The organism is Kitasatospora sp. NPDC097691 (assembly GCF_040302665.1).
Lineage (GTDB): Bacteria > Actinomycetota > Actinomycetes > Streptomycetales > Streptomycetaceae > Kitasatospora.
Window position 1 is genome coordinate 39,511 of the sequence record NZ_JBEORY010000004.1, and the last position, 21,446, is coordinate 60,956.

20 protein-coding genes and 1 pseudogene are annotated in these 21,446 nt (G+C 72.1%); 4 read left to right on the forward strand and 17 right to left on the reverse strand.

Annotated features, from left to right (window positions below):
* Positions 1-137 precede the first annotated feature (137 nt).
* From ABTY56_RS38810 to ABTY56_RS04245, 12 genes and pseudogenes are all read right to left on the reverse strand, one after another.
* Positions 138-338: pseudogene (locus tag ABTY56_RS38810) on the reverse strand (GntR family transcriptional regulator); the annotation flags it as partial.
* A gap of 106 nt (positions 339-444) precedes the next feature.
* Positions 445-1,155 carry a spermidine synthase family protein gene (locus tag ABTY56_RS04195; protein WP_350626350.1) on the reverse strand — a complete coding sequence of 237 codons (711 nt, stop codon included), beginning with the start codon at positions 1,153-1,155 and terminating at the stop codon, positions 445-447.
* Between the two features lie 147 nt (positions 1,156-1,302).
* Positions 1,303-2,394 carry a YeiH family protein gene (locus ABTY56_RS04200; protein ID WP_350626641.1) on the reverse strand — a complete coding sequence of 364 codons (1,092 nt, stop codon included), beginning with the start codon at positions 2,392-2,394 and terminating at the stop codon, positions 1,303-1,305.
* A gap of 59 nt (positions 2,395-2,453) precedes the next feature.
* Positions 2,454-3,035 carry a cysteine dioxygenase family protein gene (locus ABTY56_RS04205; protein WP_350626352.1) on the reverse strand — a complete coding sequence of 194 codons (582 nt, stop codon included), beginning with the start codon at positions 3,033-3,035 and terminating at the stop codon, positions 2,454-2,456.
* 76 nt (positions 3,036-3,111) lie between these two features.
* Positions 3,112-4,017: a LysR family transcriptional regulator gene (locus tag ABTY56_RS04210; RefSeq protein WP_350626643.1), complete on the reverse strand. Its 906-nt coding sequence runs from the start codon at positions 4,015-4,017 to the stop codon at positions 3,112-3,114.
* Between the two features lie 148 nt (positions 4,018-4,165).
* Complete coding sequence (locus ABTY56_RS04215) at positions 4,166-5,035, reverse strand: amino acid ABC transporter permease (RefSeq protein WP_350626354.1); 870 nt, start codon at positions 5,033-5,035, stop codon at positions 4,166-4,168.
* The gene (locus tag ABTY56_RS04220; protein ID WP_350626356.1) at positions 5,032-5,676 is read right to left on the reverse strand and encodes an amino acid ABC transporter permease; all 645 of its coding nucleotides are present in this window, start codon (positions 5,674-5,676) and stop codon (positions 5,032-5,034) included. The genes ABTY56_RS04215 and ABTY56_RS04220 overlap by 4 nt, the downstream gene beginning before the upstream one ends.
* A 13-nt stretch (positions 5,677-5,689) precedes the next feature.
* Positions 5,690-6,571: a glutamate ABC transporter substrate-binding protein gene (locus tag ABTY56_RS04225; protein WP_350626358.1), complete on the reverse strand. Its 882-nt coding sequence runs from the start codon at positions 6,569-6,571 to the stop codon at positions 5,690-5,692.
* A 72-nt stretch (positions 6,572-6,643) separates the two neighbouring features.
* Positions 6,644-7,423, reverse strand: a complete 780-nt coding sequence (locus tag ABTY56_RS04230; RefSeq protein ID WP_350626360.1) for an amino acid ABC transporter ATP-binding protein — start codon at positions 7,421-7,423, stop codon at positions 6,644-6,646.
* Entirely contained in the window at positions 7,420-7,665 is a 246-nt protein-coding gene (locus ABTY56_RS04235; protein WP_350626362.1) for a LapA family protein, read from the reverse strand. Before ABTY56_RS04235 ends, ABTY56_RS04230 begins: the two co-directional genes overlap by 4 nt.
* A gap of 135 nt (positions 7,666-7,800) precedes the next feature.
* Positions 7,801-9,573 (reverse strand): ABC transporter ATP-binding protein, encoded by a 1,773-nt coding sequence (locus tag ABTY56_RS04240; RefSeq protein ID WP_350626364.1) that lies wholly within the window; start codon positions 9,571-9,573, stop codon positions 7,801-7,803.
* 55 nt (positions 9,574-9,628) lie between these two features.
* Entirely contained in the window at positions 9,629-11,404 is a 1,776-nt protein-coding gene (locus ABTY56_RS04245; protein WP_350626366.1) for an ABC transporter transmembrane domain-containing protein, read from the reverse strand.
* 606 nt (positions 11,405-12,010) lie between these two features.
* On the opposite strand from ABTY56_RS04245, the gene ABTY56_RS04250 reads away from it, so the two are divergent.
* Complete coding sequence (locus ABTY56_RS04250; protein WP_350626368.1) at positions 12,011-12,874, forward strand: aldo/keto reductase; 864 nt, start codon at positions 12,011-12,013, stop codon at positions 12,872-12,874.
* A 195-nt stretch (positions 12,875-13,069) separates the two neighbouring features.
* On the opposite strand, the gene ABTY56_RS04255 is transcribed toward ABTY56_RS04250, so the two are convergent.
* Positions 13,070-13,966 carry a MarR family winged helix-turn-helix transcriptional regulator gene (locus ABTY56_RS04255; protein ID WP_350626370.1) on the reverse strand — a complete coding sequence of 299 codons (897 nt, stop codon included), beginning with the start codon at positions 13,964-13,966 and terminating at the stop codon, positions 13,070-13,072.
* 372 nt (positions 13,967-14,338) lie between these two features.
* Between ABTY56_RS04255 and fabG the strand changes: the two genes are divergently transcribed.
* On the forward strand, positions 14,339-15,106 hold the full coding sequence (gene fabG / locus ABTY56_RS04260; RefSeq protein WP_350626372.1) for a 3-oxoacyl-ACP reductase FabG: 768 nt from the start codon (positions 14,339-14,341) through the stop codon (positions 15,104-15,106).
* 231 nt (positions 15,107-15,337) lie between these two features.
* Complete coding sequence (locus ABTY56_RS04265; RefSeq protein ID WP_350626374.1) at positions 15,338-16,222, forward strand: phosphatase PAP2 family protein; 885 nt, start codon at positions 15,338-15,340, stop codon at positions 16,220-16,222.
* Between the two features lie 47 nt (positions 16,223-16,269).
* On the opposite strand, the gene ABTY56_RS04270 is transcribed toward ABTY56_RS04265, so the two are convergent.
* A complete protein-coding gene (locus tag ABTY56_RS04270) occupies positions 16,270-16,488 on the reverse strand; it encodes an I78 family peptidase inhibitor (RefSeq protein ID WP_350524232.1) in 219 nt (72 codons plus the stop codon).
* Between the two features lie 77 nt (positions 16,489-16,565).
* Between ABTY56_RS04270 and ABTY56_RS04275 the strand changes: the two genes are divergently transcribed.
* Positions 16,566-16,838: a DUF6343 family protein gene (locus tag ABTY56_RS04275; protein ID WP_350626376.1), complete on the forward strand. Its 273-nt coding sequence runs from the start codon at positions 16,566-16,568 to the stop codon at positions 16,836-16,838.
* 163 nt (positions 16,839-17,001) lie between these two features.
* On the opposite strand, the gene ABTY56_RS04280 is transcribed toward ABTY56_RS04275, so the two are convergent.
* From ABTY56_RS04280 to hpnH, 3 genes are all read right to left on the reverse strand, one after another.
* Positions 17,002-18,402, reverse strand: coding sequence for an aspartate aminotransferase family protein (locus ABTY56_RS04280; RefSeq protein WP_350626378.1), 1,401 nt, complete (start codon positions 18,400-18,402; stop codon positions 17,002-17,004).
* The gene (dxs, locus tag ABTY56_RS04285; protein WP_350626380.1) at positions 18,392-20,302 is read right to left on the reverse strand and encodes a 1-deoxy-D-xylulose-5-phosphate synthase; all 1,911 of its coding nucleotides are present in this window, start codon (positions 20,300-20,302) and stop codon (positions 18,392-18,394) included. The genes ABTY56_RS04280 and dxs overlap by 11 nt, the downstream gene beginning before the upstream one ends.
* A 113-nt stretch (positions 20,303-20,415) precedes the next feature.
* Positions 20,416-21,444 (reverse strand): adenosyl-hopene transferase HpnH, encoded by a 1,029-nt coding sequence (hpnH, locus tag ABTY56_RS04290; protein ID WP_350626382.1) that lies wholly within the window; start codon positions 21,442-21,444, stop codon positions 20,416-20,418.
* Positions 21,445-21,446 lie beyond the last annotated feature (2 nt).

Sequence of the window (21,446 nt, forward strand, 5' to 3'; positions counted from 1 at the left end):
CCAGTCCGTGGCGCCACGGGCCCCGGCGCCTCGCTCCCCTGCGGCCCGCTCGCTTGCGGCCCGGCAGACCGAACCCCGGCAGCCTTCGCCAAGGCGGTCCCCGCGCCCGGAGCCTTCGCCCCGACCACCACCGTCCCCACCCCGGGAACGGCTCGGACCAGCCCCTCCTCCCGGAGGCGGTTCAGCACCTTGGTCGCCGTGGCCATCGCCACGCCCCACTCCTGGGTGATCCGCCGGGTCGACGGCACCCGCGCCCCCGGCGCCAACTCCCCTGCCACGATGCGCCGTCGAAGTTCGGCCGCGATCCGCTCCGAGGGAGTCCCGCTCTCAGCCACCACCCACCACCGCCCGCCAGACCATCAACCACACCGGGGGAGAGCCCGATCGGAGCACCCCACCCGCACGATCACTGCCAACAGCCCTACCCGCAGGCCGAGTCGGCTCTCAGTCGGCGCGCCGCGCCAGGTGCACCACGTCCGGCACCCCCCGGGACACCGGGATCTCGTGCGTCACCACGTCCGAGAAACCGGCGGCCCGCAGCGCCTCCTCGAAGGCCGCCGACGGCTGCGCGCTCCACACCGCCAGGACCCCGCCCGGCTGCAGCCGGTGCCACAGCACCGCGAGCCCGTCCGCGCCGTACAGCCCGTTGTTGGAGTCGGTGACGGTCCAGTCCGGCCCGTTGTCGATGTCCAGGCACAGCGCGTCGTAGCGCTCGCCGTCCGCGGCCGCGAGGTACTCCAGCAGGTCGGTGTGGAGCACCGCGACCCGCTCGTCGTCGAGCGCACCGTCCGAGAAGGTGCCGAGCGGCCCGTTCCGGTGCCAGTCGATGATCGCGGTCTCCCGCTCGACGATGGCGATCCGCCCCCAGCGGGGCTCGGCCGCGGCGTAGGCGAGCGAGAAACCGACCCCGAGGCCGCCGATCAGGACCGCCGGCCGCTCGGTGCGGCTGCCCGTACGGTCCAGCTCGTCCAGTGCCGCCTGGATCAGCAGCCGCTCCGAGCGCCCGTCGGCGGTGTCCATCAGGAAGCAGCCGTTGGCGATGATCTCGAAGTGCCGTCCGCGCTGCCGCAGCACCACCTCGCCGAACGGGCCCTCCCGCCGGTCGAGCGTGACGACGGCCCCGGGGCCGTCCCGTTCGGGCAGTGCGGTGGTCATCCGTCCTCCTCGACGAACCCAGCGAACTCGGGCGTAGTCAGGCGTGCTCGGGCGCACTCGACCGCCGGGCCGTCCCGTGCGAGCACGGGACCGTCCCGGTGCGGACGAGCACCCGCCCGACAATAGCCGAGTCCGCACCCGGTCCCGTCAGGTCGTGATCAGCACCCCCGCGTAGGAGACGCCGGCCACGACCACCCAGGACCCGAGCCCGAGCAGGGCGATCCGCCCGCCGGTACGGACCATGGTCGGCAGGTGTACGGCGCTGCCGAGGCCGAACAACGCGGCGGCGAGCAGCAGCTCCTGGGTGTCCCCGGCCAGGTCGAGCGCCCGCTCGGGCAGCACCCCGGTGGTCCGCAGGACGATCATCGCGAGGAACCCGGCCACGAACAGCGGCAGGATCGGCGGACGGCTCCCGGTCTTCACCGACGTCTCAGCCGCGCCCTCCGCCGAACCCGAGCCCGCGGCACCCGCACCCGCACCCGCACCCGCACCCGCACCCGCACCCGCACCCGCACCCGCAGCCTCCGCCGCCCGCAGGTTCCGCCGCACCACCACGGCCACCCCCGCGACCAGCGGCGCCAGCAGCACCACCCGCATCAGCTTGACCAGCACCGCCTCCCGCAGCGCCCCCGCCCCGCCGGTCTGCGCGGTGGCGACGACCTGCCCGACGTCGTGCACGCTCGCGCCGACCCAGCGCCCGAACTCGACCTCGCCGAGCCCCAGCGGGTGCTGGAGCAGCGGCAGGACGGCGATGGCGAGGGTCCCGCACAGGGTGACCAGGGCGACCGAGGCCGCGACGTCCTCCTCCTCGCTGCCCGCCGCCTGGCTGACCGCGCCGATCGCCGAGGCCCCGCAGATCGAGTACCCGGTGGCGACCAGCAGCGGCTGGTCCCCCGGCAGGCCGAGCCGCCGGCCCAGCCACAGCGTGCCGGCGAAGGTGGCCGCGACCACCGTGAGCACCATGGCGACGGTGGCCCAGCCGAGGCCGAGCACGTCGCCCAGGCTCAGCTTGAGCCCGAGCAGGACGATCCCGACCCGCATCAGCCGCTTCCCGGCCATGGACAGTCCCGGCCGGGCGACCCCGCGGACCACCGGGCGCAGCCCGGGCAGGTGGGCCGCCGCCATGCCGAGCACGACGGCGGCGGTGAGCTTGGGCACGGCCGGGACCACGGCGTGGACGGCCAGGGCGGCAGCCACCCCGAGGACTGCGAGCAGGATCCCGGGGGCGTCCCCGCGCATCGGGGGCAGCGAGCGGGTACGTGCGGCGCGCTGCCGGAGGGTCAGTGCCACGCCGCCGCTCACTGCTCCTGGTCGGCGGGCAGCCGGTAGACCCGCCGGATGCTGGTGCCGAGCCGCGAGACGTCCGCGCCGTACACGTGGATGGAGATGGCCGTGGTGTTGCAGGAGTTGCGCACCAGGTGGATGTCACCGGGCGGGGCGAACGCGGCGACGGTGCCGGCCGGGCCGGCCACGTGCTCGGTCTCGACCAGCCGGGCGGTGCGGCCGTCGGAGACCAGTCGGTAGCGGGTCTCGCTCTCCTGGCCCCGGTGGACGCCGGCCACGCACCACGAGACGTGGTCGTGGATCGGGGTGTGCTGTCCGGGCAGCCAGACCAGGGCGACGACGGAGAAGCTGCCGTCCTCCTCGGCGTGCAGGACGTGCTGGCGGTAGCGCTGCGGGTCGCCCTCGCACTGGGCGGGGGTGAGCAGCGCGTCGGGTCCGTCCGGGTCGGCGTGCAGGTGCGGGGCGAGGCGCTCGCCGACCAGGTAGGCAGTGAGCTCCGGGGGCAGTCCGCGGTCCACGACGGCGCGGATCTCACTGATCAGCGCGGTCATCCGCTCGGTGAGCCGGTCGCTGCCGACCGTGGCTGGGGAGGTCATGCCAGCAGATTGGGACCTATGGACCTATCACGTCCAAGGAGGGTTCCTAAGCGACATCCCCATCAAGGCTTATGGGTCAGCAGCCGACCCGGCTCGCCGCGGCCTGCCGCAGGTGGTCCAGCACCAGCCCGGTGGCCGGGATCCGGCGGTGTTCGCGCAGCACGTACGCGCTCACCTGCCGCCGCAGGTGCGGTTCGACGGCCCGACCGGTGACCTTCCGGTGGCACATGAAGGAGAGCACCAGGGCGGGCATCAGTGCGATCCCGACCCCGGCGGCGACGAGCGACTGCACCGCGAGGTTGTCGTCGGTGGAGAAGACGATGTCCGGTGCGAAGCCCTCCTCCGCGCAGACGTGCAGCAGGTTGGCCCGACATCGCGGGCAGCCGGCGATCCAGCGCTCGCCGTCGAGGTCGACGAGCCGGACGGCGTGCCGGCGCCCGAGCGGGTGCCCGACCGGCAGCAGCACCGTGAGCAGGTCCTCCATCAGCGGGATCTCGTCCACCCCGTCCGGCACCTCGGTGGCCGCGCCGGGGTAGCGGAAGGCCAGCGCGATGTCGCACTCCCCGCGCAGCAGCCGTTGGACGGAGTCGGGCGGCTCGGCCTCCAGCAGCTCGACCCGCACGCCGGGGTGCTCGGCCAGCAGCCGGGCCATCGCCTCGGGTATCAGGGTGGCGTTGGCGCTGGGGAAGGCGCAGACCCGCACCCGCCCGGCGCGCAGCCGGGCCAGCGCGGCGAGCTGCTGCTGGGCGGCGGACATGCTGCCGAGGATCAGCTCGGCGTGCCGGGAGAGCGCCTCGCCCGCCTCGGTCAGCCGCAGTCCGCGCCCGGCGCGGGTGAACAGGGGGACGCCGACGGTGCGTTCGAGCGCCTTCATCTGCTGGGTGATGGCGGGCTGGGTGTAGCCAAGTTCACGGGCGGCGGCCGAGTAGGAGCCCGCCCGGACGACCTCGTGGAACGTCCTGATGTGCCGCGAGTCGAACACCGGCTCCATGGCCCCTCCCACCGGGTCGTCGTCCGGACCGCTCAGGCGGTCCCGTCCAGGTCAGTCCAGCCCCGCAATCATAAGAGGAATTTGGAGGTACCGACCCCGACCCCATCCGTACCTATGGTTCAGTGTCGAACCAAGCGTCTCACTGCTGCGCCGACGGCGGCAGCCCCATCGCGACCTCGGCCTTGGCCACCGGCGCCCCGCCCCGCACGCTCGGGCTGCGCCGACTGCGCTTCTCGACGAAGCGGGCGAGCCAGGAGAGCAGCAGACACATGCCGATGTAGATCGGCGCGATCACGATCACCACCGGGATGAACGGCAGGTCGTAGTCCAGGTTGGTGGCGATCAGCTTGCCCGCGTGCAGGAACTCCTCGTAGGTGATCAGGAAGCCCAGCGAGGTGTCCTTGAGCGCGACCACCAGCTGGCTGATGATGGCCGGCAGCATCGCCCGGTTGGCCTGCGGCACCAGCACGTACGTCATCACCTGGGTCTTGCGCATGCCCAGCGCGTACGCGGCCTCCCGCTGCCCCTTGGGCACCGCGAGCACGCCGGCCCGGAACACCTCGGCCAGCACCGAGCCGTTGTAGAGCACCAGCCCGGTGACCAGCGCCCACAGCGGCTGCACCTTCAGGGCCACGAACACGAAGAAGATCATCACCAGCACCGGCATGGCCCGGAAGAACTCCACCACCAGGGTGGAGAACCAGCGCACCACCCGGTGATCGGACAGCCGCCCGGCCGCGAACAGCGCGCCGAAGGGCAGCGCGAACAGGACCGTCCAGCCGAACGCCTTCAGGGTGTTCCCGAGCCCGCGCAGCAGCAGCTCCTGCACGCCCCGGTACTCGAAGGCCATCCACTTCTCGTACGTGAACTGGTCGGTGTGGAACAGCATGTAGACGACCCAGCCGATCGCCGCCGCGATCAGCACCAGCGCGATCCCGCCGTACAGCCGGTGGCGGGCGAGCGCCTTCGGACCGGGGATGTCGTACAGCGCCGAGGATTCAACGGTCATCGGGACACCGCCACTCGTCGTTCCAGCAGGTAGAAGACCACGCTGACGCCCAGGGTGATGATCAGGTAGCCGACGGCGATCCAGAAGAAGGTCCAGACGATGCCGTAGCCCAGCTCGTTGATGGTCCGGTAGGTGCCCAGCAGTTCGGTGACGCTGAACGAGCCGGCGATCGCCGTGTTCTTCGCCAGCGCGATCATCACACTGCCGATCGGTGCCACCACCGAGCGGTACGCCTGCGGCAGCACCACCAGGCCCATCGTCTGCCCGAAGCTCATGCCCAGGCTCCGGGCCGCCTCGCCCTGCCCCGGCGGCACGGTGTTGACGCCCGCGCGCATCGCCTCGCAGACGAACGCCGAGGTGTAGCAGCCGAGCGCGAGCACCGCGAAGGTGTAGAAGGGCAGGGTGATGTCGAAGCGGGGCAGGCCGAGCACCACGATGAAGAACAGCAGGGTCAGCGGCGTGTTGCGCAGGATCGTCACCCACACCGCCCCGAACACCCGAAGCGGCCTGACCGGCGAGACCCGGAAGCCGGCGATCAGCACCCCCAGCACCAGCGACAGCACGGCGCTCACCGCGAAGAGCGAGAGCGTGCCGAGGAAGCCCTCCCAGTAGGTCGACCAGTTGTCGATCAGCGTTTTCACGGCGCGGGCCCTCTCAGTACCGGTTGATCTGCGGCGGGGTCGGCGCCGGCTCCCCGGAGAGGCCGAGGGTCGCCTCGAAGGCCTTGTTCCAGTCGCCGTTCTGCTCGTGGTGCTCCAGCGCGTCGTTCAGCGCCGCGCGCAGCACGGTGTCGTTCTTCGGCACCCCGATCCCGTACGGCTCGGTCGAGAACAGCGGGCCGACCACCTTGAGCTCGTCCGGCACCTTGGCCGCGTAGCCGAGCAGGATCGCGTTGTCGGTGGTCACGGCGTCGACCTGGTTGGTGATCAGGTTGTCCACGCAGGCCGAGTAGGTGTCGTAGCCGATCAGCTTGGCCTTCGGGTACTGCGACTGGATTCGCTGGTACGGGGTCGAGCCGGCCGCCGAGCAGACCTTCTTGCCGTCCAGGTCCTCCGGGCCGTGGATGGTGTTGTCGTTCTTGCGCACCAGCAGCGACTGCCCGGCGACGAAGTACGGCCCGGCGAAGCCGACCAGCTTCTTCCGGTTGTCGTTGATGGTGTACGTGCCGACGTAGTAGTCGACCTGACCGTTCTGCAGCGCGGTCTCGCGGTTGGCCGACGCGATGGTCTTGAACCGGATCTTGTCCGGCGGGAAGCCGAGGGAGGCGCCGACCATCTTGGCGATCTCGATGTCGAAGCCGGAGTACTCGCCGGTCGCCGGGTTCTTCTGGCCCAGGTACGGCTGGTCCTCCTTGGCGCCGACCACCAGGTGGCCCCGGTTGCGGGCGGCGTCCAGGGTCGGCGAGCCGGTGATCGAGGAGGCGTCCTGCACCTGGTAGGCGGGCAGCGCGCTGGGCTGCGGGCCCTTGGGCGGCGGGGTGCCGGGCTTGCCGCAGCCGGCAGCCAGTGCGGTGAGCAGCAGGGCGACGGCGAGCACGCGTGTCCGCGCGGGTGCACCGGACCTCGCCGTCCGCGCGCGGGGCGTCGTCTCACGGTTCACGCCGCCGCCTCAGTGCTTCAGGATCTTGGACAGGAAGTCCTTGGCGCGCTCGCTCTCGGGGGTGCTGAAGAAGTCCTCCGGGGCACGGTCCTCGACGATCCGGCCGTCCGCCATGAACACCACCCGGTTCGCCGAGGCCCGGGCGAAACCCATCTCGTGGGTGACAACGACCATCGTCATGCCCTCGTGCGCGAGCTGGCGCATGACGTCCAACACCTCGTTGATCATCTCGGGGTCGAGCGCCGAGGTGGGCTCGTCGAAGAGCAGCGCCTTGGGGTCCATCGCGAGCGCGCGGGCGATCGCGACCCGCTGCTGCTGACCGCCCGAGAGCTGGGCCGGGTACTTGTCGGCCTGCGTCGCGAGGCCGACCCGCTCCAGCAGCGCGCGCGACTTGGCGTCGGCCTCCGCCCTGGGCCGGCCGCGCACCCTGATCTGTGCGAGCGAGACGTTCTGCAGCACGGTCTTGTGCGCGAACAGGTTGAAGGACTGGAACACCATGCCGACCTCGGCGCGCAGCCGGGCGAGCCCCTTGCCCTCCTCGGGCAGCGGCTCGCCGTCGATCAGGATGCTGCCGTCCTCGATCGGTTCCAGCCGGTTGATCGCCCGGCACAGCGTGGACTTGCCGGAGCCGGACGGGCCGATGACCACGACGACCTCGCCGCGGCCCACCGTCAGTTCGATGTCCTGCAGCACGTGCAGGTCACCGAAGTGTTTGTTGACCCCGCGCAGCTCGATAAGCGGGGTGAAGGCCGAGACGCCGCTGCGGGCCGACTCGGGATCGGTGGTCACCGGCTGCGCCGCCCCTTCAGCAGCCAGCCCAGCACACCGCCCGCGATCAGCGTGGCCAGCAGGGCGATCCAGAGCGGCGCGGTGACGGTGAACACCCAGAACTGGATCTTCACCTTTTCGAGGTTGGCGAACAGGAACCACACGGCGAGGATGACGATGACGCCGATCCCGATGTAGCGCGTGGGGATCCCGCCGATCTCACCGCGCGGGGAACGGGACGGGCCGTCTGAAATCTTGGTCACCGGAGCAGTCTGCGGGCCGAACCGCCGATTTGCCCGGTTACGCGCCCCTTCCGGGCCGGGGAGTAACCCGCACGGGGCAATCCGGCCCCGTGCGGGTTTACCGATCTACGCCCCGTGTCCGGGCTCCCGCGACTGCTACCGCTCGTCCCGCCAGGAGCGCCACAGCGCCGCGTACGGACCGCCGGCCGCGACCAGCTGCGGGTGGCTGCCGTACTCGCTGATCCGTCCGCCCTCGACCACCGCGATCACGTCCGCGTCGTGCGCGGTGTGCAGCCGGTGGGCGATGGCGATGACCGTCCGCCCTTCCAGCACCCGGGAGAGCGAGCGCTCCAGGTGCCGGGCGGCGCGCGGGTCCAGCAGGGAGGTGGCCTCGTCCAGCACCAGGGTGTGCGGATCGGCCAGCACCAGCCGGGCCAGGGCCAGTTGCTGGGCCTGCGGCGGGGTCAGCGAGGTGCCGCCGGAGCCGACCTCGGTGTCCAGGCCCTCCGGCAGGGCGTCCACCCAGCCCCCGGCGTCCACCGCGTCCAGCGAGGCCCGCAGCTCGGTGTCGTCCGCGTCGGGCGCGGCGAGCCGCAGGTTGTCCCGCAGGGTGCCGACGAAGACGTGGTGCTCCTGGTTCACCAGGGCCACCTCCGCACGCACCCGTTCGGCGGGCATCCGCGACAGCGCCGCCCCGCCCAGGGTCACGCTGCCGCGGCCGGGGGCGTAGATCCCCGCCAGCAGCCGTCCGAGCGTGGACTTCCCCGCCCCGGACGGCCCGACCAGCGCGACCCGGCTGCCCGGGGCGACGTCCAGGCTGATCCCGTGCAGGACGTCCGCGCCCTCGCGGTAGCCGAACCGGACGTCCGTGGCCTCCACCCGACGGCCGTCCGGGCGGGCGGACTCGTCGCCCTCGTGCTCCGGCACCTCGCGCACGCCGACCAACCGGGCCAGCGAGGCCTGTCCGATCTGCAGCTCGTCGTACCAGCGCAGGATCAGGTCCACCGGGCCGGTCAGCATCTGCGCGTACAGCACACCGGTGGTCAACTGGCCGACGGTGATCCAGCCCTTGAGCGTGAACAGCCCGCCGAGCACCAGGGTGGCCAGCACGGCAGCGGTGTAGACCGCGTCGATGGTCGGGAACCAGACCGAGCGCAGCCACAACGTGTAGCGCTCCCAGGCCAGCCACTCCCGCAGCTTGCGGTCGGTCAGCCGGATCCGCTGCTCGCCCAGGCGCAGCGCCTCGACCGTCCGACCGGCGTCCACCGTCTCGGCCAGCACGGTGTTCACCGCGGCGTACCCGGCCGACTCGTTGCGGTACGACTGCGGCGCGCGCCGGAAGTACCAGCGGGAGGTGGCCAGCAGCAGCGGCAGCCCGATCAGCGAGGTCAGCGCGAGCAGTGGCGAGGTGACCAGCAGGGCGCCGAGCACCAGCAGCAACGACACGACGGCGACGGCGAGTTCGGGCACCGCCTCGCGCACCGACTTGTCCAGCCGGTCGACGTCGGTGGTGCCCCGGGAGACCAGGTCCCCGGTGCCGGCCCGCTCCAGCACGCCGGGCGGCAGCGCGACCGAGCGGACCAGGAAGTCCTCGCGCAGGTCGGCGAGCACGCGCTCGCCGAGCACCGCGCCGCGCATCCGCGACCAGCCGGTGAACGCGGACTGCGCCACCAGCGCCAGCAGGTACCAGGCGACCGCCACCGTGATGGTGGACCCGGCGGTGCCGGTGGCCAGCGACTCGACCAGCCGGCCGAGCACCCAGGGGCCGACCAGCCCGGCGAGCGTGGCCACCGAGTGCAGCGCCACCACCCCCGAGAACCCGGCGCGGTGCCGCCGCGCCAACAGCAGCAGGTACCCGCGCACGGCGGCCGGGGAGCCGACCGGCAGGGTGGCGGCGGGCCCCTGCTCCTCATGGACGGGTGGCTTCATGGCGTACTCCTCGCTTGCGTGGCAGGGCAGTTGACGAATCCGTCCGGGAAGCCGTTCACACGGCCTCACCCACCCGCTGGGCCTCCTCCTCGTCGCGGGTGACCACGGCGCGGTAGGCCGGCTCGGTCCGCATCAGCTCGCGGTGCCGCCCCGCCGCGACCACCCGGCCGTCGCGCAGCAGCACCACCCGGTCCGCCTGGTCGAGCAGCAGCGGACTGGTCGCGAACACCACGGTGGTGCGGCCGGCCCGGGTGTCCCGCAGCCCGGTGGCGATCCTGGACTCGGTGTGGGCGTCCACCGCACTGGTGGGCTCGTCCAGCACCAGGACCGGAGGGTCCGCCAGCAGTGCGCGTGCCAGGGCGAGCCGCTGGCGCTGCCCGCCGGACAGCGAGCGCCCGCGCTCGGTGATCCGGGCACGCATCGGATCGCCCGCGCACTCGGGCGATCCGTCCACCAACGCCTCCAGCACGTCGTCCGACCGGGTGGCCGCCAGCGCCTCCGCCGCCGAGACCCGGCCCGAGGACGGGATGTCGAACAGCTCGGCCAGCGTGCCGGAGAGCAGCACCGGCTCCTTGTCATGGACCAGCACGGCCGCCCGCGCCTCGGCCGGCGGCACCGTGTCCAGCGCCGTCCCGCCGAGCCGTACTGAGGGCTGCTCCGGCTCGCCGTCGGCCGGCGGGACGTGGCCGCCGAGCCGCTCGGCGAGCGCCCCGGCGAAGTCCGGGTCCCCGCAGACCACGGCGGTCAGCTCGCCGGCCCGCACGGTCAGCCCGGTGACCGGGTCGTGGAGGTCGGCCTTGGCCGGCTTGGTCAGCGTGGCGTCCGCCGCTCCACCGGTCCGACCGAGGGACAGCACCCGGACGGCCCGCCCGGCGGAGACCCGGGCGACGCTCCAGGCGTGCGCCGCCTCGCCCAGGATGCGCAGCGGCGAGGCCAGGAAGGCGGTCGCACCGTACACCGCGATCAAGGTGCCTACGGCGAGCTCGCCGGAGGCCGCCAGCCGGGCGCCGTACCAAGTGACACCGACCACGAACAGGCCCGGGAGCAGTACCTGTTGGGCCTGCATCAGCGACCAGATCCGGGCCGAACGGACGGCGGCCGCCCGGACCTCCTGGGAGGCGGCCCGGTACCGCTCCAGGAACAGCTCCTCGCCGCCGATGCCGCGCAGCACCCGCAGCCCCGCCACCGTGTCGGCGGCCAGCTCGGTGGCCTTGCCGCCGAGCGCGCGCTGCTGCTCGTAGCGCCGCTCGAACGGCCCGATCAGCGGCCAGACGGAGGCCGCCAGCACCGGCACGCCGAGCAACACGCCGACGCCCAACACCGGTTCGACCACCAGCACCACCGAACTGACGGCCAGCCAGACGATCACCGCGGACCGGACCCGGGCGATCAGCTCGACGTACCAGCCGATCCGCTCGACGTCCCCGCTGCCGACCGCGACGACCTCTCCGGTGGCGATCCGGCGGGACAGCCCGGACCCGAGCTGCGAGGCCTGCCGCGCCACCAACTGCCGTACCTGACAAGCGGCGTGGATCCAGTTCCAGACCGCCTGCCGGTGCGACAGGACGGTGCCGAGGGCGGCCCCCGCGGCGAGCAGCAGGGCGAGCCCGCCGGCCCGCCAGATCCCGCCGGCGTCACCGTCGACAGCGGACTGCACGCCCGCTCCGAGCGGTATCGGCAGCGCGGCCTGGCACCCCATTTCGAGCAGTGTCCAGCAGGTGGCGAGCAGTTGCCCGCGCCGCTGACTGCGCTGCAGCCGGCACAGGAAGGCCCGGGGCGAGGAGAGATCGGGGCTGCCGGGGTCGGCCAGCGGCAGAGGGGTGAGCGGCATGACACTCCGATACGAACGGTGCGGAGGTACGGGGGCGGAGGCGACGGACGCGCGAACGGGCACTCGCCGAGCGGCCCGGGAACCCGGCTCACGCGAACGGCCCGAACCCACGGGCGACGGACGGCAGGCGAAGGACACCGAGCGACAGACGAGGAACGACGGGCAACAGGCGGCGGACCCGCGGCGCATCGGCACGGCGGCGTCGATACGTCCGGCGGGAGGGCCGGACGGACTGGGAAGGGCACGAAGGGCCCTGATTTCAGGAGGCCATGTCCGCGAGCCTGCCAACCCCGGTGTGACCCGCGCAACAGGTTTTCCGTCACCGCGGCCACCCGCGACCGCCCGCCGGCCACCCCGCCGAGCGCCCGACCGTCCACCGACCCCCGGCCGACCACCCGCATCCGCCCGTACGGCCCGGCCGGGGCGCCTCCGCGCCGTCCTCCGCGCCGTCCTCCGCCCCCTCCGGCCCCTCCTCCGACCCCCTCCGGCCCTCGCGAGGCCCTGCAAAACAACACCCAAGATTCACCCGTTTGGCGGGAACAATCACGTTCCGGCGCCAGTTGCCCCCCACTGGAAAGACCTACGACCAGGAGGGCACCCCGTCCCGTGAGCAACATCCCCAGCGTCACCCTGAACGACGGCGCGCAGATCCCGCAGCTCGGCTTCGGCGTGTGGCAGGTCCCGGACGACGAGGCCACCCCCGCCGTCCGCACCGCGATCGAGGCGGGCTACCGCTCGATCGACACCGCGGCGATCTACGAGAACGAGGCCGGTACCGGCGCGGCGATCGCCGAGGCGCTTGCGGGCGGCGTCGCCCGCGAGGACCTCTACATCACCACCAAGCTGTGGAACTCGGGCACCCGCGACTGGTCCGGCGAGCAGGGCCGCGACGCGGTGCTGCGCGAGTTCGACGCCTCGCTGGCCAAGCTCGGCCTCGACTACCTCGACCTGTACCTGATCCACTGGCCGCGCCCGATGCACGGCAGCTACCTCAACGTCTGGAAGGCCTTGGAGCAGCTGAAGGCGGACGGCCGGGTCAAGTCGATCGGCGTCTCCAACTTCGGCACCGAGCAGCTGACCCGCCTGCTCGACGAGGCCTCGGTCGTCCCGGTCCTGAACCAGGTCGAGCTGCACCCGTACTTCCCGCAGGAGGAGCTGCGCGCCTTCCACGCCCGGCACGGCATCGCCACCGAGGCGTGGAGCCCGCTGGGCCAGGGCGGGGACCTGCTCGCCGAGCCGACGCTGGTCGAGATCGCCGAGAAGCACGGCCGCACGGTCGCCCAGGTGGTCCTCCGCTGGCACCTGCAGAGCGGTGTGATCGCCATCCCGAAGTCGGTCACCCCGTCCCGGATCCGGGAGAACCTGGACGTCGCCGGCTTCGAGCTGGACGCCGAGGACCTCTCGGCGATCGCTGCCGTCGCCACCGGCAAGCGCATCGGGCCGGACCCGCAGGGCTTCGACTGGAACTGACGTGGGCCCGGGGCTCCGGATCGGTGCCCCGAGCCACCGCGCCGGGCCCCGAGGGAGCCTGACGACCGACCATGACGACGACCGCCCACCCCGAGCAGGGTGGGCGGTCGTCGGTGTGCGCGATTCACGGGACCGACGGGCAGGAACCCTCAGTACGTTGGCGAATCGTTTTGGCTGCTGTTACCAAAGCTTGGCCTAGAACCTGGCCGCCTTGCCGATGAGCGCGAGTGCAGCCTCGTGCTCATCCTCCTCCAGCGGAGCCAGCAACAGCCGCTGGACCTCGGCCACGCCGGCGGCCGAGCGGTGCAGCAGGTCCTGTCCCGCCGGTGAGAGCGAGAGCAGGTTGCGCCGACCGTCCGAGGGGTCGCGACGACGCTGCACCAGACCGCGGCGCACCAGCCGGCTCACCATCTCGGCCATGGTGGCCTTGTCCAGCGAGGCCAGCTCGCCGACCGTGCGCTGGTCGGCGCCCGGCTCCTGCTCCAGCGCGTCCAGCACCGCGTACTGCGGGGCCGTCAGCTCGGCGCCGACGTGCTCGGACCAGAGCTTGGTGTGCACCTGCTGGCTCACCCTGATCAGGTAGCCGATCGCCCGCTGGGCGTCCAGTATCGGCCGCGCGTCCGTAATGACGGCGACCGCCGCGGGCTCCAGCCTGGCTATCTTGGCCATCACCCGGACGATCTCGACCTGCTCGTCCGCCGTCAGCGGCTCGAACAGGACGCGCTGCACGCGGACCACACCACCGGTGGCCTCGCGCACCGCCTGGGCGCCGCTCTGCGAGAGAGCGAGCAGCTTGCGCCGGCCGTCGGCCGGGTCACGCCTGCGCAGCACCAGGCCGCGGCGGACCAGCCGCGCGACCATCTCCGCCATCGTGGCCTTGTCCAGCGAGGCTCGCTCGCCGACCGTCCGCTGGTCCGCACCCGGTTCGAGGGCCAGGACCAGCAGCACGGCGAACTGTGGAGCCGTGAGATCGGCTCCGACGTGCTCGGACCACAGACGGGTGTGAACCTGCTGTGCAACACGAATGAGGTGTCCGGGCGACTGCTGCAGTCGCGCGGACACGCGGGTTGTCGGGATCTCCCCCAGCACCATGTATCCGTCCCGATGTCACACCCGGTGTGTGTGGGACACCCGGGTGGGGCAGTAACGGCGAGTGGGCGTCCAGCTATGAGGGAGGGCGCTCCAGCCGTGCAGCCGGTGGCTGCTGGCGGACACTATACAAACGGCGGGCCCTTGCTGGCAGGCAGGGGCGGATAGTAGACGCAGGTTCGGCAACATTGGCATATTTACGCGCTGCCACGCCCTTGCAGTAACCCGTTCTCAGCAGAAAGCCGACCGGTCGGTCCTTACCGACCGTCACCTGCGCCTCTCCGCTCTGGCCGCCCTCCCTACTCGCCGGTAGGGTGTGGCCACCCTCTCCGGGGGCTCTCCCCGGAGGAACCCCTGAGAGAGACGAGAGCGAGCATGACCGAGCAGAGCACCGCCCCCCGGGTCGCCGTCGTCACCGGCGCCGCCCGCGGCCTGGGTGCCGCCACCGCCGAGCGGCTGGCCGCCGACGGCTACGCGGTCGCCGTCCTGGACCTCGACGAGGCGGCCGGCAAGGACACCGTCGACCGGATCACCGCCGCCGGCGGCAAGGCGCTGGCCGTCGGCGCCGACGTCTCGGACGCCGAGCAGGTCCAGGCCGCCGTCGACCGCGTGGTCGCCGAGCTCGGCACCCCCGTCGTGCTGGTCAACAACGCGGGCGTACTCCGCGACAACCTGCTCTTCAAGATGTCCGAGTCCGACTGGGACACGGTCATGAACGTTCACCTCCGCGGCGCCTTCCTGATGACCCGCGCGGTGCAGAAGCACATGGTCGACGCCGGTTTCGGCCGCATCGTCAACCTGTCCTCCTCCTCGGCCCAGGGCAACCGCGGCCAGGCCAACTACTCGGCCGCCAAGGCGGGCCTGCAGGGCTTCACCAAGACTTTGGCCATCGAGCTCGGCAAGTTCGGCATCACCGCCAACGCCGTCGCCCCCGGCTTCATCGCCACGGACATGACGGCGGCCACCGCCGCCCGCGTCGGCATGGACTTCGAAGACTTCAAGCGGGCTGCCGCCTCTCAGATCCCGGTCCAGCGGGTCGGTCTGCCTGAGGACGTCGCCCACACCATCTCATTCCTGGCGAGCGAGGGCGCCGGCTTCGTCTCCGGACAGGTGATCTACGTCGCGGGCGGCCCCCTCGACTGAGCACGGAACCTACACAGGGTTACCACGGAGTGGGAAGCCGGACCGACCGGCCTCCCGCTCCGTTTCCTTTACCGGGGCTTTTGCAGAATCATTCGAGGACCACACTGGCATTCGATCCCCGAATAGCGTGGGCCACTCCCCGGACCACCCGGGACGGAGCCAATTGTCGATTTCGCGGGAAAATGACAATTCCCTCCGAAATGGCCCTGTCCGGATGGGTAAAGTCACCCCGTGCAATCCAGAAGTACCCACGCTCCCATCCCGCGACAGCGGCCCGAACACCACGTCGCCACCCCGGGCCGGGAACGACCCGCCAGCACCGGCGGTGCCCACGGCCCGACCGGCAGCGTCCACTGCCCGGCCGGCCCCGACCGCCGCTCACCCGCCCTCCGTGGCCCGGCCGGCCCCGACCGCCGCGACCCCGGTTGGCCGCCGATGAGCCGGCGGCAGGCCGCCCTGCTCGCCGCCACCCTCGTCGTCTACCTGCTGGTCCTGGCCGGCGTGCTGCTGAACACCGCCCTGGTCGACCTCGACTGGTCGGTCCGCCTGCTGCGCCCGTACGAGCGGTGGCCCAGGCTGGAGCCGCTGCTCGACACCTGGGTGGTCGCCGGGCAGCGCGGTCCCTCGGCGATCGCCGCCTTCGCCTGGCTCGCCTGGCGCGCCCGCCGCCTCGGCCGACTGCGTCCGCTGCTGGTCATGGCCGTCGCGCTGCTGCTGCTCAATGTCACGGTCGGCGCGGTGAAGATCGTCACCGGCCGGCTCGGCCCGCACTACGCCCAGTACGTCGGCTCGCCCGAGCTCTTCTCCGGCGGCACCATCTTCCCGTCCGGGCACACCGCCAACGCCGTGGTCACCTGGGGCGTGCTCGCCTACCTGGCGGTCCGCTGGCGCCGCACCGGCGCGCTGATCGCCGCCGCGACCGCCTGCTCGATCGGCCTGACCACGGTCTACCTCGGCACCCACTGGGTCACCGACGTGCTGGCCGGCTGGGCCGCCGGGCTGCTCGTCCTGCTCTCGCTGCCGCTGCTGGAACCCCTGGTCGCCGTCGCCGAGCAGCGACTGCACCGCCGCTTCGGCCGCCGCGCCCTCCGCTACCGAGCCCACCGGGCCCACTGAGCGCACCAAGCCCTCTGGACGCACCGAGCCGTCGGTGGAGACGGGCGCTACCCCTCCCAGCTCCGCTCGACCACACCGTCCCGCACCGCCAGGTTGAGGCGCCCCTGCCGGTACTCCATGGTCATCAGCTCCCCCGGCTCCAGCACCCGGACCGAGGCCCAGCCGTGCCGGCGGGCCAGCTCCTTGGCCCGTTCGACCCGCAGCCCCGCGTACCCCTCGGCATCCGCCCCGGCCGCTCCCGATCCCACCGCGTCCGATCCCGACATCGCGCCTCCCCCGGCCAGCTCCCTCGGACGTACGCTGGAATCGTAGCCCGACCCGAGCGGTCCGGAGGTGAACGGCGATGCGCACCACCACCCCGCGACGGTGGCGCAGCGGCACCGAGCCGGCCACCGCCCGCAGCGACCTCAAGCTGCGCTACCTGCTCTCGCTCGTCTTCACGCCGCTGTTCGTGCTGAGCACGGTGGGCTTCGCCGTCTGGGCGGCCGCTTCCCCGGTCAACGGCGTCCCGAGCCGGGGCACGCTCACCGGCTTCGCCATCGCCTGCGGCCTGCTCTCCCTGATCGCCGTCGTCGATCTCGTGGTGGTCGTCCGGCGCCGCCGGACCGAGCTCTGACGCGGTGTCTCCCATGGAGTGGGAAGTCGGCCCGGCCGACTTCCCACTCCTCGCGTCCGCTCCCGGGCTTCTCGCCTCCCTCTCGGGCTCCCCGCATCCGTTCCCCGGCCCCGGCCCCCGGCCGCCGCCGCCGCGGCCGCGGCCGCGGCCGCGGCCCCGAGCCTCAGCGGCTGCCGACCGCCTGCTTCACCAGAGTCCGCCCGAAGTCCCACATGAGGCCGCTCCCCCGGTGCGCCTCGTCCATGATGTCGGTGAAGGCGTCCATGAACCGGTCGACATCCCGCTCGGTGATGATCAGCGGCGGAATCAGCTTGATCACTTCCAGGTGGTCCCCGGACACCTGGGTCAGGATCCGGTGCCGCTGCAGCAGCGGGACCACGACCATCTGCGCGAACAGCCCCTTGCGCGCCGCCTGCAGGGCCGTCCACCCGGTGCGCAGCTTGAGCGACTTGGGCCGCCCGAACTCGATGCCGATCATCAGCCCGCGCCCGCGCACCTCGGCGAGCAGCTCGTACCGGTCGACCAGCGCGGTCAGCCGTTCCCGGAACAGGTCGCCGACCGTGCGGGCGTTCTCCACCACCTTCTCGTCCCGCATCACCTCCAGGGTCGCCAGGCCGGCCGCCATGGCCTGGGCGTTCGACCCGAAGCTGGCCGAGTGCACCAGCACCCGGTCCATCGAGGAGTACACCTTCTCGAAGATCCAGCCCTTGCCGAGGGTCGCCCCGACCGGGATGTACCCGCCGGAGAGCGCCTTGGCCACGCAGACCAGGTCGGGCAGCACGCCGTCCTCGTGCTGGTAGGCGAAGAACTCGCCGGTGCGGCCGATCCCGGTCTGCACCTCGTCGCAGATCAGCAGCGCCTTGTGCTCGTGCAGCAGCGCCTGGGCGGCGCGCAGCCAGCCGGGTGGCGGTGCCTGGACGCCCTTGCCCTGGATCGGTTCGACGATCAGCCCCGCGACGTCGCCGCGCTTCAGCTCCTTGGCCAGCGCCCCGATGTCGCCGAGCGGGATCGCGGTGTCCGGGAGCAGCGGGTCGAAGCCCTTGCGGAAGCCGCTCTCCCCGTTGACCGAGAGCGAGCCGGTGGTCAGCCCGTGGAAGGCGTGGTCGGCGTAGAGGATGCGCTTGCGGCCGGTGGCGTACCGGGCGAACTTGAGCGCGGTCTCCACCGCCTCGGTGCCGCTGTTGCCGAAGAACACCCGGTCCAGCCCGGGCGCGTACGACAGCAGCCGCTCGGCCAGCAGTCCGGGCAGGGGCGAGCAGTCGAAGCGGACCAGGTCGGGCAGGTCGAGGTCCATCACCTGCTGGATCGCCGAGCGCACCACCGGGTGGTGGCGGCCGAGGGCGAAGATGCCGAAGCCGGCCAGCATGTCGAGGTACTCGTTGCCCTCGGCGTCGTAGAAGTACGGGCCCTCGGCGCGCTCGTAGTACTTGTCGAAGCCGATGGTGTGGAGCATCCGGGACAGCTGCGGGTTGAGGTAGCGGCTGTTCAACTCGTATCGCTCACCGCCGCGTTCGGCGAGGAGCGCAGCGAGGTCGAAGGCGGGGCGGTCTGGGTCAGCCGGCATGGCGCGGGTTCGCTCCTCTGGTCGGTAGCAGGTTCTTGGCGAAGACGGCGGTCTGGGCGGCGACCCCGGTCCCGGTCAGCCCGGCCTCCTCCAGGATCTCTCCGCGCGAGGCGTGCCCGAGGAACTCCTGCGGCAGACCGAGCACCCGCACCGGTACGTCGACGTCGGCGTCGCGCAGCGCCTGGGCGATCGCCGTACCGACCCCGCCGGTCCGGCCGTTGTCCTCGACGGTGACCACCAGCCGGTGGGCGGCGGCGAGTCCGGGCAGCGCCGGGTCGACCGGCTTGACCCAGCGGGGGTCGACCACGGTCGCCGTGAAGCCCTCGGCGAGCAGCAGCCGGGCGGCGTCCAGGCAGGCCGGGGCGGTGGTGCCGACGGCGACCAGCAGGATCTCGGCCGGGCGGCCGGTGCGCAGCAGGACGTCCACCCCGCCGATCCGCTCGACGGCCGGTACGGCAGGGCCGACGTTCCCCTTCGGGAAGCGCACGACCGTCGGGGCGTCCCCGACCTCGACGGCCTCGCGCAGCTGGGCCCGCAGCTGTTCGGCGTCGCGCGGCGCGGCGAGCCGCAGGCCCGGCACGACCTGCAGGATCGACATGTCCCACATGCCGTTGTGCGAGGCGCCGTCCGGGCCGGTCACCCCGGAGCGGTCGAGGACGAAGGTGACGCCCAGGCGGTGCAGGGCGACGTCCATCAGCACCTGGTCGAAGGCCCGGTTCAGGAACGTCGCGTACACCGCGACCACCGGGTGCAGCCCGCCGGTCGCCAGCCCCGCGGCGCTGGTGACGGCGTGCTGCTCGGCGATCCCGACGTCGAAGGTCCGCGTCGGGTACGCCTTGGCGAACGGTGCCAGGCCCACCGGCTGCAGCATGGCCGCGGTGATCGCCACCAGGTCCGGCCGCTCGGCGCCGAGCGCGAGCAGTTCCTCGCCGAACACCGAGGTCCAGGAGACGCCGCCGCTGGGCGAGATCGGCAGGCAGGTGTACGGGTCGATCGGGTTGACGGCGTGGAAGCGGTCGGCCTCGTCCTGCTCGGCGGGCCGGTAGCCGCGTCCCTTGACGGTCAGGCAGTGCACGATGACCGGACCGCCGAAGTTGCGGGCCTGGCGCAGCGCCTGTTCGACGGCGCCCAGGTCGTGGCCGTCGATCGGGCCGAGGTACTTGAGGCCGAGGTCCTCGAACATGCCCTGCGGGGCGAAGGCGTCCTTGAAGCCCTTCTTGGCGCCGTGCAGCGCGTCGAAGATCGGCTGGCCGACCAGCGGGGTGCGTTGCAGCGCCCCCTTGCCGAGGGCGAGGAAGCGCTCGTAGCCCTGGGTGGTGCGCAGGGTGGCGAGGTGGTTGGCGAGGCCGCCGATGGTCCTGGCGTAGGAGCGCTCGTTGTCGTTGACGACGATGACCAGCGGCCGCTCGCGGGCTTCGGCGATGTTGTTGAGCGCCTCCCAGGCGAGCCCGCCGGTGAGCGCGCCGTCGCCGATCACCGCGACGGTGTGCCGGTCGTGCTGGCCGAGCAGTTGGGCGGCCTTGGCGAGGCCGTCGGCGTAGGAGAGCGCGGTGGAGGCGTGCGAGTTCTCGACCAGGTCGTGCTCGGACTCGCCGCGCGAGGGATACCCGGAGAGTCCTCCTCGCATCCGCAGCCGGGTGAAGTCCTGGCGGCCGGTGAGGAGTTTGTGGACGTAGCTCTGGTGGCCGGTGTCGAACACGATCCGGTCGTACGGCGAGTCGAAGACCCGGTGCAGCGCGATGGTGAGCTCCACCACGCCGAGGTTGGGCCCGAGGTGTCCGCCGGTGCGGGTGACGGCGTCGATCAGGAAGTCGCGGATCTCGTCGGCGAGCAGCGGGAGTTCGGCCGCCGGGAGCTTGCGCAGCTCGGCCGGCGACGTGACGCGGGAGAGCAGTGACATGGGTACACCTCACGACTCGGAGTGGTGCGGTGATGCCTCCGCCCGACGGGGGCGGAGCCGGCCCGGGCGCGGAGGCCCGGGCCGGGGTGCCGACCTGGCGGTCAACTCCCGTCTCAGCGGCCCTTGTTGCCGCTGACGGTCTCGGTGATGGCGCGCAGCGACTGCTGCAGCGAGCCCATGGTCGCGAGGACGGCCGTCGGCTCGTAGCCGCAGTGGGCCATGCAGTTGGCGCAGCGCGGGTCCTTGCCGCGGCCGTACTTGCTCCAGTCGGTCGTCTCGACCAGCTCGCGGTAGGTCTGCACGTAGCCGTCGGCCATCAGGTAGCAGGGCCGCTGCCAGCCGAACAGCGAGTAGTTGGGGATGCCCCAGGGGGTGCACTCGAAGTCGGCCTTGCCCTCCAGGAAGTCCAGGAAGAGCGGGCTGTGATTGAGCCGCCAGCGCCTGCGGTTGCCGCCGGCGAAGGCCTTGCGGAACAGCTCCCGGGTCTGCTCGACGCCGAGGAAGTGCTCCTGGTCGGGGGCCTTCTCGTAGGCGTAGGCGGGCGAGATCATCATCTCGTCCACCTTCAGCTCGTCGTTGAGGTAGTCCAGGACGTCGATGACGGTCTGCGGGGTGTCGGTGTTGAAGAAGGTGCTGTTGGTGGTGACCCGGAAGCCGCGCCGCTTGGCCTCCTTGATCGCCGCCACCGCCTCGTCGAAGGTGCCCTCCTTGGCCACCGACTCGTCGTGCCGCTCGCGCAGGCCGTCGATGTGCACGGCGAAGGTGAAGTACGGCGAGGGCGTGAACTTGTCCATCTTCTTGCGCATCAGCAGCGCGTTGGTGCACAGGAACACGTACTTGCGCCGCTCGACCAGCTGGCGGACGATCTCGTCGATCTGCGGGTGCATCAGTGGCTCGCCGCCGGCGATCGAGACCATCGGGGCACCCGACTCCAGGACCGCGCCCACCGCCTGGGCGACGGGCATCCGCTGCTTCAGGACGCCCGCCGGGTGCTGGATCTTGCCGCAGCCCTCGCAGGCGAGGTTGCAGGCGAACAGCGGTTCCAGCTCCACGATCAGCGGGAACTTGTCCCGTCGCTTGAGCAGCTTCTGCTGCATGAGGTAGGTGCCGACCCGCACGGTCTGGCGCAACGGCATGGCCATGG

Bases quoted from the DNA above. Each gene is read 5' to 3' on its own strand.
- ABTY56_RS04195 (WP_350626350.1), bottom strand. From the start codon at position 1,155: ATGACCACCGCACTGCCCGAACGGGACGGCCCCGGGGCCGTCGTCACG.
- ABTY56_RS04200 (WP_350626641.1), bottom strand. From the start codon at position 2,394: ATGCGCGGGGACGCCCCCGGGATCCTGCTCGCAGTCCTCGGGGTGGCT.
- ABTY56_RS04205 (WP_350626352.1), bottom strand. From the start codon at position 3,035: ATGACCTCCCCAGCCACGGTCGGCAGCGACCGGCTCACCGAGCGGATG.
- ABTY56_RS04215 (WP_350626354.1), bottom strand. From the start codon at position 5,035: ATGACCGTTGAATCCTCGGCGCTGTACGACATCCCCGGTCCGAAGGCG.
- ABTY56_RS04240 (WP_350626364.1), bottom strand. From the start codon at position 9,573: ATGAAGCCACCCGTCCATGAGGAGCAGGGGCCCGCCGCCACCCTGCCG.
- ABTY56_RS04245 (WP_350626366.1), bottom strand. From the start codon at position 11,404: ATGCCGCTCACCCCTCTGCCGCTGGCCGACCCCGGCAGCCCCGATCTC.
- ABTY56_RS04255 (WP_350626370.1), bottom strand. From the start codon at position 13,966: ATGGTGCTGGGGGAGATCCCGACAACCCGCGTGTCCGCGCGACTGCAG.
- fabG (WP_350626372.1), top strand. From the start codon at position 14,339: ATGACCGAGCAGAGCACCGCCCCCCGGGTCGCCGTCGTCACCGGCGCC.
- ABTY56_RS04270 (WP_350524232.1), bottom strand. From the start codon at position 16,488: ATGTCGGGATCGGACGCGGTGGGATCGGGAGCGGCCGGGGCGGATGCC.
- ABTY56_RS04275 (WP_350626376.1), top strand. From the start codon at position 16,566: ATGCGCACCACCACCCCGCGACGGTGGCGCAGCGGCACCGAGCCGGCC.
- ABTY56_RS04280 (WP_350626378.1), bottom strand. From the start codon at position 18,402: ATGCCGGCTGACCCAGACCGCCCCGCCTTCGACCTCGCTGCGCTCCTC.
- dxs (WP_350626380.1), bottom strand. From the start codon at position 20,302: ATGTCACTGCTCTCCCGCGTCACGTCGCCGGCCGAGCTGCGCAAGCTC.
- hpnH (WP_350626382.1), bottom strand. From the start codon at position 21,444: ATGGCCATGCCGTTGCGCCAGACCGTGCGGGTCGGCACCTACCTCATG.